The 6,564-nt window shown below is 47.8% G+C and carries 8 protein-coding genes; all 8 read left to right on the plus strand.

Features of this window, described 5'->3' with window-relative positions; all coding sequences use genetic code 11:
• Positions 1-168: 168 nt before the first annotated feature.
• Entirely contained in the window at positions 169-1,113 is a 945-nt protein-coding gene (locus QUA13_RS07415) for a DNA-directed RNA polymerase subunit alpha (RefSeq protein WP_332958426.1), read from the plus strand.
• A gap of 125 nt (positions 1,114-1,238) precedes the next feature.
• A complete protein-coding gene (gene rplQ / locus QUA13_RS07420; protein WP_006634978.1) occupies positions 1,239-1,589 on the plus strand; it encodes a 50S ribosomal protein L17 in 351 nt (116 codons plus the stop codon).
• A gap of 29 nt (positions 1,590-1,618) precedes the next feature.
• On the plus strand, positions 1,619-2,461 hold the full coding sequence (gene truA, locus QUA13_RS07425; protein ID WP_333197711.1) for a tRNA pseudouridine(38-40) synthase TruA: 843 nt from the start codon (positions 1,619-1,621) through the stop codon (positions 2,459-2,461).
• 125 nt (positions 2,462-2,586) lie between these two features.
• Positions 2,587-3,042, plus strand: coding sequence for a 50S ribosomal protein L13 (rplM, locus tag QUA13_RS07430; protein WP_172190410.1), 456 nt, complete (start codon positions 2,587-2,589; stop codon positions 3,040-3,042).
• Complete coding sequence (gene rpsI, locus QUA13_RS07435; RefSeq protein WP_106147490.1) at positions 3,042-3,452, plus strand: 30S ribosomal protein S9; 411 nt, start codon at positions 3,042-3,044, stop codon at positions 3,450-3,452. Before rplM ends, rpsI begins: the two co-directional genes overlap by 1 nt.
• A gap of 191 nt (positions 3,453-3,643) precedes the next feature.
• Entirely contained in the window at positions 3,644-3,952 is a 309-nt protein-coding gene (gene rpmE / locus QUA13_RS07440) for a 50S ribosomal protein L31 (RefSeq protein WP_333059812.1), read from the plus strand.
• Positions 3,953-4,296: 344 nt separating this feature from the next.
• Positions 4,297-5,391, plus strand: a complete 1,095-nt coding sequence (prfA, locus tag QUA13_RS07445; RefSeq protein WP_333045772.1) for a peptide chain release factor 1 — start codon at positions 4,297-4,299, stop codon at positions 5,389-5,391.
• A 706-nt stretch (positions 5,392-6,097) separates the two neighbouring features.
• Positions 6,098-6,388, plus strand: coding sequence for a hypothetical protein (locus QUA13_RS07450; protein WP_333197712.1), 291 nt, complete (start codon positions 6,098-6,100; stop codon positions 6,386-6,388).
• The last annotated feature ends 176 nt before the right edge of the window (positions 6,389-6,564 follow it).

The following is a 6,564-nucleotide window of genomic DNA, read 5'->3' on the forward strand; positions in this document are numbered from 1 at the left end:
TTGAGATTTTAGATTTTAGATTTTGGATATTGGCTAACTGCTTAAAGTCAAAAACTAATGGTTCTAACTGTTGCCCCGTCCATCCAAAATCCGAAATCCGTTCAGGGGTATGCTCTGCAATCTAAAATCCAAAATCAAAAATCCAAAGTGGAAAAGGGAGGTCACTCCGTGGCGCAGTTTCAAATTGAATGTATAGAGTCTAACACTGACAAAGACCGCAGTCAGTACGGAAAATTTGTCTTGGAACCGCTCGATCGCGGTCAGGGAACAACTGTTGGGAATGCGCTTCGGCGAGTTCTGCTGTCAAATTTGGAAGGAACGGCAGTAACTTCAGTCCGAATCGCGGGCGTAAATCATGAGTTTGCCACCATCGAAGGGGTACGCGAGGATGTTCTAGAAATTCTCCTGAACATGAAAGAAGTAGTCCTCAAAACTCATTCTCAGCAGCCGCAAATCGGCAGGTTGCGGATTGAGGGGCCCGTCACCGTTACGGCCGATCGATTCGATTTGCCCTCAGAGGTGGAATTGATCGATCGCTCCCAGTACATTGCAACTCTCTCGCCCGGCTCAGTTCTGGAAATGGAATTCAGAATTGAAAAAGGCATCGGATACCGAGCAGTAGACCGCAGTCGCGATGATGGGTCGGCTTTGGATTTTCTCCAAATTGACGCCATCTTTATGCCGATTCGCAGAGTCAACTACAGCGTTGAAGATGCTAGGGTAGGCGGCACGGTCGAGAAAGACCGGCTGATTATGGAAATCTGGACTGATGGCAGCGTGACTCCTCAAGAAGCTTTGAGTCAATCTGCCCACATCCTGGTAGATTTATTTGCACCTCTCAAAGACATCACCCAAGATTCTCTCAAACCAGAGTATCCAGGTGAAGCCGATCCTACCAGCCAAATTCCGATCGAAGAATTGCAGTTGTCGGTCCGGGCTTACAACTGTCTCAAGCGGGCTCAGATCAACTCAGTCGCAGACTTATTGGATTATACCCAAGAAGACTTGCTCGAGATCAAGAATTTCGGGCAGAAGTCCGCAGAAGAAGTGATTGAAGCTTTACAAAAACGCTTGGGCATTACCTTGCCACAGGAAAAATCAGCTAAAAGTTAATCAACGGGTAACGGGTAAAAAAGTTCTGAATTTTAAGTAGGTGAGTTTTTAAGTTAAAGAATTCACCGCTCAAAACTCGCGGACTATCCCGGCGCCCAATTACCAATTACCAATTACCAACTGCCATGCGTCACCGCTGTCGCGTTCCCCAACTCAGCAAACCGGCTGACCAGCGCCGCGCCCTACTGCGCTCGCTGACCACCGAATTAATCCGCCACGGTAAAATCACTACCACTCTCGCCCGCGCCAAAGCGCTGCGCTCAGAGGCGGACAGGATGATTACCCTCGCCAAAGATGGCTCCTTGGCCTCTCGCCGCCAAGCTATGGGCTATATCTACGATAAACAGTTAGTACACGCCTTGTTTGAGGCGGCACAAGAACGGTACGGCTCGCGCAACGGGGGCTACACCCGGGTAGTACGAACAGTCCCCCGTCAAGGAGACAATTCCGAAATGGCGATCGTTGAACTGGTTTAATTCCATTTTGGGTTGGAGATTTGTGATTTATGACTGACAATCCAAAATCCCCAATCGAAAATCCCCAATCGATACAGCGCGTTGCTCTAGTAATCCAATACCTCGGCACTAACTTTCACGGTTGGCAGCGACAGCCGAACCAGCGTACAGTACAAGAAGAAATTGAAACAGCAATATCGACTGTTCTGGAACGCCCGGTAACGCTGCACGCTGCTGGGAGGACCGATGCGGGAGTTCACGCTGCTGCTCAAGTAGCGCATTTTGATGCCCGCGGCCCAATTCCGGCTCACCGCTGGGCAAGCGTTCTCAACTCTCGACTGGCAAAAGATATTTTAATTCGAGCTTCGGCAAAGGTGGAACCTACCTGGCACGCTCGGTTCTCAGCCAGTTGGCGGCGCTATCGCTACACCCTTTATACAGACCCGACCCCTAATTTGTTTGTGCGTCCTTTTGCTTGGCACTGCTATCACGCCCCTGTGGATGAATCTTTGATTCAGACAGCTTTGACACCGCTCATCGGGCGGCATCACCTGGCTGCTTTCCACCGCGCGGGCTCTGTCCGCCCCCATTCCTGGGTGGACGTACAAGCGGCAGAGTGTCACCGTTCTGGGCCTCTGGTCTATATAGAGGTTCAGGCGAGCGGGTTTCTGTACGGGATGATGCGGCTGCTGGTGGGGTTGCTGGTGCAGGTGGGTCGCGGGGAAAGGCCGATCGACAATTTCACAGATATCTGGGTCAACGAACGCCGAGAAATGGTAAAATATGCCGCTCCCGCTCAAGGTTTGTGCCTGCTGCGGGTTGGCTATTCAGAATTTCCCTTTCCCCCAGATGTGTGGTACGACACTCAGCCAAAATTAGTCATTAGTCATTAGTCATTAGTCATTAGTCATTAGTCATTAGGTAACTACTAATAAAAAACTAAGGACAACTAACAATTAAAAACTGACAACTGACAACTGACAACTGACAACAGTTAATAGACAACTAAGAACAAACAATGAACAAAACTTACGTCCCTACTCAAGACTCCCTAGAGCACAAGTGGTACGTGGTCGATGCCGCAGACCAGCGGCTGGGCCGTCTGGCAACTGAAGTTGCCATGTACCTCCGGGGGAAACACAAACCGACTTACACTCCTTCTATGGATACCGGCGACTTCGTAATAGTCATCAATGCTGACAAAATCGCTGTTACTGGCAAAAAACGCACCCAGAAAATCTACCGCCGCCATTCTGGAAGACCGGGCGGCATGAAAACAGAAACTTTTGCCAAATTGCAAGCGCGTTTGCCCGAAAGAATTGTGGAAGAAGCTATTCGGGGAATGCTGCCTCACACTTCTCTAGGCAGACAATTGTTTACTAAGCTGAAGGTGTACGCTGGCCCAAACCACCCGCACCAAGCTCAAAAACCAGAAGAGTTAATTGTTCACACGATTCCGGGAGGAAATGACTAATGCAAGCAACAGATACCGGCCGCGCTGTGTACTGGGGTACCGGTCGCCGCAAATGTTCAGTAGCGCGGGTGCGCTTGGTTCCCGGCACTGGCATACTGACTGTCAACGGTAAAGAGGGGGATTTGTACCTGCAATTCAACCCTACTTATTTGGCTCTCGCTAAGGCCCCTCTGGAAACTTTGGGTCTGGAAAATGAGTACGACATTTTGGTAAAAGTCGAAGGCGGTGGCTTGACAGGTCAGGCTGACTCGATTCGCTTGGGTGTCGCTAGAGCACTTTGTCAATTAGACCCGGACAACCGCAAGCCTCTGAAGACTGAGGGCTATTTGACTCGCGACCCGCGGGCCAAAGAACGGAAAAAGTACGGTTTGCGGAAAGCTCGGAAAGCTCCTCAATACTCGAAGCGGTAATCGAGGGAAGAAGGAAGAAGGAAAAGGCAAAAATTATCTATCCAGATTATATCTGCCTTTTTTTGAAGTTTATTTCCGATTCCTGATTCCTGGTTCCAACAGATATAAGGCAAAATTCGTGCTGTTGTTGGTGTACAAGTCCTGCGGCAGCTAAAATGGTTGTAAAGTCAAAAATTAGAGAGTAAAAAACAATGGCAAAAGATGGCATTCACCCTGAGTGGTATCCCGAATCTCAGGTTTATTGCAACGGGGAACTTGTGATGACTGTGGGTTCAACTAGACCAAAGCTTCAAGTTGATGTCTGGTCGGGAAATCATCCTTTTTATACTGGCACTCAGAAGATTATTGATACTGAAGGTCGTGTGGAGCGCTTTATGCGGAAATACGGCATGACCGAGGTAGAAATGCCGAAGGCAGATGCTTCCTCTGGACCGCTGAAAATGGAAGACCCGAAAGCAGATGCTGCTAAGGCTGCTGGTAAAGGCAAAAAGAAGAAGTAGCCGGATTGTCATTTGTCCGCAGTTTGTTGAGAGTAGTTCTTTCTACTGGCAACTTACCGCCCTCGGATTTTAGATTTTAGATTGAAGACTTGCTATGGAGGCAGTTGAGTTCGATCGAGTTGAGTTGGCTCGACATTCTATCCTAACTGCTCTTGAGTTCTAAAATCTAAAATCTAAAATCTAAAATCTAAAATCGATCCGCCCTCGGATTGGAGAGTTTAGATTGAAGACTTGCTAAGCAGGCAGTAGAGTTCGATCGAGATTCTATCCCAACTGTTCTTAAAATCTAAAATCTAAAATCTAAAATCTAAAATCTAAAATCGATTGACAAAGGACAACTGACAATGGCTGAATCTTATTTGCTGGATAAATTGAAGTCGGTAGAGCAAACTTTTAATGAGTTGACTCGCCGCATGGCTGACCCGGATGTCGCTAGGGACAATCAAGAGTTTCAACGGGTAGCGAAAGCTCGATCGTCCTTGGAGGAAGTGGTCGATACTTTTGCTCTGTGGAAAACCACTCAGGAAGATTTGGTGGGCGCGCGACAGGTTCTCAAGGAAGCTGCGGGCGATCGAGAAATGCAGCAAATGGCTGCGCTGGAAGTTGAGGAACTTGAGTCGAAACTGGAGAGTTTGGAAAGTCGTTTGAAGGTTTTGCTGCTGCCGCGCGACCCGAATGATGACAAGAATATTATGCTGGAAATTCGGGCGGGTACTGGCGGAGATGAGGCTAGTATTTGGGCGGGAGATTTGCTGCGGCTGTATTCGCGTTACGCTCAAACTCAAGGCTGGCAGGTGAAGTTGGTGAGCGAGTCGCTGGCGGAAATGGGCGGCTTTAAAGAGGTGATTCTGGAAATTACAGGCGACAGCGTTTACAGCAAGCTGAAGTTTGAGGCTGGAGTACACCGGGTGCAGCGAGTCCCGGTGACTGAGGCTGGCGGCAGGGTGCATACTTCGACGGCGACGGTGGCTGTGATGCCGGAGGTTGATGATGTGGAAATTCACATCGATCCGAAGGATATTGAGATGAGCACGGCTCGATCGGGCGGTGCTGGCGGCCAAAACGTGAACAAGGTGGAAACTGCTGCGGATTTGTTTCACAAACCGACGGGAATTCGGATTTTCTGTACTGAGGAGCGCAGTCAGTTGCAGAATAAGGAGCGGGCGATGCAGATTTTGCGGGCTAAGCTCTATGAGATGAAGTTGCGGGAGCAGCAGGATGAGGTGAAGTCGCGGCGTTTGGCTCAGGTTGGTACTGGTTCGCGATCGGAGAAGATTCGCACTTACAACTATAAAGACAATCGGGCTACCGACCACCGTTTGGGGGAGAATTTCTCGCTCAATAGTGTTTTGGAAGGGGATATTGAGGGGATTATTCAAACTTGCATTTCTCAGGATCAGCAGGAACGTTTGGCTGAGTTGGCTGCTTCTACTAATTGATGGAGTGATGGGGGGCTAGGCGCATTGTTTGCTCAGCCTCAGTTCCCTTGTTACGCGGGAGATCTGGTTGAGTAGGGCTTCCCAAATTGCATCGGCGATCGCCATGGGATTGGGGAGCATCCCAGTTTTGCAGCCAGTATAAATACTCAAAGACTTAGCAGGCAAGTTGATGGCAGAATAGAAAGCAAATAAATTACCATCACCCCAAGTCAATATGACGCCAGAACAACGGCAGAAGATCAAAATAAATCTCCAAGAAATAGCCGATATTTTTTATCAGAATACCCCGCCAGACAATCTACAAAGCTTTGAATCTATCGAACTGACTGTCAGAGAGCATTTAGTTGAGACAGTAGCACCAGAAATTAGCAGTTTTTTTTTACTCAGCAGGAGGAACTGCTTGGGGGAGAAAAAGAACCATAAAAAGTTGCGTAGGAGAAATAACTCTATCGAGTAAACAAGCTCAAAAGCTGGGAGTAAATAAGGGAAGTCGTTTGAGCCCTCACTTGGAAAAATGTTGTTTATTATTAGTGGGAAATGAATCATTTGCCAATGCGGAGAGAGACTTAAAAATCTTAACAGGAATTTATGTACCCCACAGTACACAACATCGGCTATTAGAGCGTTACAAATTGCTGCCGCCTGAAACTACCGAGAAAGTACAAGCATGTTCGTATAGACGGAGGAAACGTCAGACTGAGAACTCATGAAGGAGAAGAAAGTGTCTGGAGGAACTATAAGGCAGTTAAGGTACATCGCCTTTGTAGGGGCAGCTTTTTTCCAAAATAATCCAGATTTAGTGGCATGGGTAAATAGCCAACCTCAAAGTGAATCGATAACCTGCTTGGGAGATGGTCATGATGGGGTGTGGAATCTGTTTAAGCAAATTGGGACTATTGAGCTCTCGAACCCACATTCCGCAGATATTCACGCAGATTTAATTTCAAAGAAACTCAGAATTGCCAAAACCTCAAATGATTGCTATGCAATCATTTGAGGTTTTTTTAAGGTATAATAATCTGAGGGGGTGACAACCCAGTCAAAACCCTCACGGGTGGCGGATTGACCCAACTTGAGCTAAAAAAAGATGGGGTCAAAATTATTAAGTGGCCCCATCTGTTAATTATGTTTCCTCAATCTTACCAGAACCATCTAGAAAAACAACTCAAACCA

Source organism: Microcoleus sp. S28C3, from assembly GCF_036700785.1.
GTDB classification, from domain to species: domain Bacteria; phylum Cyanobacteriota; class Cyanobacteriia; order Cyanobacteriales; family Microcoleaceae; genus Microcoleus; species Microcoleus asticus.

What these genes read in the sequence shown, in the direction of transcription:
- rplQ (WP_006634978.1), top strand. Translation starts at nt 1,239, where the DNA reads ATGCGTCACCGCTGTCGCGTTCCCCAACTCAGCAAACCGGCTGACCAG.
- truA (WP_333197711.1), top strand. Translation starts at nt 1,619, where the DNA reads ATGACTGACAATCCAAAATCCCCAATCGAAAATCCCCAATCGATACAG.
- rplM (WP_172190410.1), top strand. Translation starts at nt 2,587, where the DNA reads ATGAACAAAACTTACGTCCCTACTCAAGACTCCCTAGAGCACAAGTGG.
- rpsI (WP_106147490.1), top strand. Translation starts at nt 3,042, where the DNA reads ATGCAAGCAACAGATACCGGCCGCGCTGTGTACTGGGGTACCGGTCGC.
- rpmE (WP_333059812.1), top strand. Translation starts at nt 3,644, where the DNA reads ATGGCAAAAGATGGCATTCACCCTGAGTGGTATCCCGAATCTCAGGTT.
- prfA (WP_333045772.1), top strand. Translation starts at nt 4,297, where the DNA reads ATGGCTGAATCTTATTTGCTGGATAAATTGAAGTCGGTAGAGCAAACT.
- QUA13_RS07450 (WP_333197712.1), top strand. Translation starts at nt 6,098, where the DNA reads ATGAAGGAGAAGAAAGTGTCTGGAGGAACTATAAGGCAGTTAAGGTAC.